This window comes from Microbacterium sp. B24 (assembly GCF_000333415.1).
Lineage (GTDB): Bacteria > Actinomycetota > Actinomycetes > Actinomycetales > Microbacteriaceae > Microbacterium.
In genome coordinates this window covers 1-2,228 of sequence record NZ_BADB01000268.1, presented here as the reverse complement: position 1 = coordinate 2,228, position 2,228 = coordinate 1, and the positions used below count along the sequence as shown (strand labels likewise).

The 2,228-nt window shown below is 69.3% G+C and carries 2 protein-coding genes; both read right to left on the bottom strand.

Annotated elements, in window-relative coordinates; all coding sequences use genetic code 11:
• On the bottom strand, nt 1-777 hold a 777-nt coding region (locus tag I5I_RS07100), incomplete at its 3' end, for a shikimate dehydrogenase family protein (RefSeq protein ID WP_036318119.1).
• Entirely contained in the window at nt 758-1,726 is a 969-nt protein-coding gene (gene mltG, locus I5I_RS07095; protein ID WP_441295537.1) for an endolytic transglycosylase MltG, read from the bottom strand. The genes mltG and I5I_RS07100, both read right to left, overlap by 20 nt.
• Nucleotides 1,727-2,228: the final 502 nt, after the last annotated feature.

Sequence of the window (2,228 nt, the reverse complement as noted above, 5' to 3'; positions counted from 1 at the left end):
GAACGCGCGGATCTGCAGACCGGCCTGTCGCACCAGCATGCGAAGTCCGTTGACGGCGGGTGCGCCGGTCGTCTGCCAGGCCGTGGCCAGCGGGTTCGGCCAGTGGCCGTAGACGACGTCGTAGAGCAGCCCTCCGCCGGAGGCGAGACGTCGTGCGGTGTCCTCCGGCAGGTCGGCCCCGCCGGGCAGGGTGGAGACCGTGAGCGCCACGAGCGCCGGCCGGACCGTTTCGAGCGGCGCGATCGAGACGGCCACCGACAGGCGCTCCCCCAGCTGGGCGAGGGCGTGCGCGGCGTCGGGCCGTCGCGCGACCACATCGACCGTGTGGGCGCCGAGCTGCGCGAGAGCGACGAGCGCAGACGTCGCGGTCGCCCCGGCGCCGATGATGCGTGCGGTCTCGATCGTGTCGAGTCCGTGGGCTCGCACGTCGCCGACGATTCCGCCGACATCCGTGTTGAAGCCGCGCCACTGCCCGCCCACGCGGACGAGCGTATTGACGGCGCCGGTGAGCTCGGCCGTGCGATCACGGGCCGCGGCGGCCGCGAAGGCCTCGGCTTTCAGCGGAAAGGTGAGCGAGAGCCCTCGAAATGCCGGGGCGAGCCGGCCCACCTCGCCCGCGAAGTCGGCCGCTGCGACGCGCCGCCGTCCGTAGGTCCAGTCCCAGCCCAGCGCGGCGTATGCAGCGGCGTGGATCTGCGGCGAGAGGCTGTGAGCGATCGGGTCGCCCCACACCTCCAGCAGCGACCCGACCGGGACCTCAGCAGTCGGCACTGTCATTGGCGGCACACCACTGCTGCCACTGCGCGACGGCCTTCTCGTGCTCGGCATACGTGGTGCTGAAGATCGTCTCCCCGGTGTCGAGGTTGACCGTCACGAAGTACAGCCACGGACCGTCGGCCGGGTGCATCGCCGCATCGATGGCCAGGTCGCCCGGGTTGGCGATGGGCCCGATCGGCAGACCCGGGTGCAGATACGTGTTCCACGGGTTGTCGTTGGCGAGGGCCTCCGCCGAGGAGCTGGCCGTGCCCTTGTTGATCTCGTTGTAGCCGTACTGCGCCGTCGAGTCCATCTGCAGCAGACCGTGGGTCTCCTCGTTGTTGGGGTCGAGGCGATTCTCGATCACACGGGACACCTTGTAGAAGTCGGCCGTGAACCGTGCCTCGCGCTGGATGATCGACGCGACGGTCAGGATGCGCTCGCGCTGGTCGCTGGGCACGCCGGCCTTGTCGAGAGAGGTCACCGTGCGATCGACCAGGGTCTTGATCACCTGCTGCGCCGTCGTTCCCGGATCGAACGTGTACGTCGCCGGGAACAGCCAGCCCTCGAGCGTGGTGGCGCTGACACCGTACTGCGAGGGATCGGCGACGGCCGCCTGCAGGTCGGCGAGCGGGATGCCGGTGCCGTCGGCGAGTCGCGTCAGGGTCGAATTCATCGTCAGACCCTCGGGCAGCTGCGCCGTGTTCTCGCGTCGACTGGTGGGGTCTTCGAGAGCCTTGAGAGCCGCTTCGGACGACATCTTCTGCTTCAGCGCATACACGCCCGGTTGGAAGTCCGGGTTCTGTCCGGTCTTGATCAGATAGTCGTAGAAGGCGGTGTCGGTCTTTGTGACTCCGGCCTGGAAGAGTGAAATCGAGATCGTCGATCCGGTGTCTCCGGTGACGATCGTCACGGTGGCGTCACCCTCGGCGATGCCGTCCTCGTAGTCCTTGGGCTCTTCCCAGCCCATGAAGGCCCGAATCTTGTCTTCGTAGGTGTTCCAGACATAGAAGCCGCCACCCACGATGCCACCCAGGATCGCCAGGATCACGCCGAAGATCACCCAGCCCGCGATGCGGCTCTTCCGGCGATCGCGATCGTGCCGGTTGCCGTGCCCGCGGTCGGAGTGCGCTTCCGCGCTGAAGAGCGCATCGAGCTGCTGATGCGCGGGTGCAGCGTGGGCGACCAGTGGCTCCGGTGCCGCGGCCGCAGGGCGCGGTTCGGCAGCTTCGTTGCTCGCGCGTGCGGAAACCGGCGTCGCGGTCGGTGTGCTCGTGTTCGACGGGGTCGTCTCGGGGGCGACGTTCGCGGCAGCGGCAGCCTCCCTCGCGGCGCGGCGCGACGGCGGGACGGGGGCCCCTTCGNCCGATGCCGGCGCCTGCTCGCGCGGGGTCGGCAGCTTGCTGAACAGGTCCGCGAACTCGTCGTCGTTCGGCGGGGTGTCAAGCATCAGGCGGGCTCCTGCGGGTCGG

Coding starts and splice junctions, on each gene's coding strand:
- mltG (WP_441295537.1), bottom strand. CDS start 1,726: ATGGGCTGGGAAGAGCCCAAGGACTACGAGGACGGCATCGCCGAGGGT.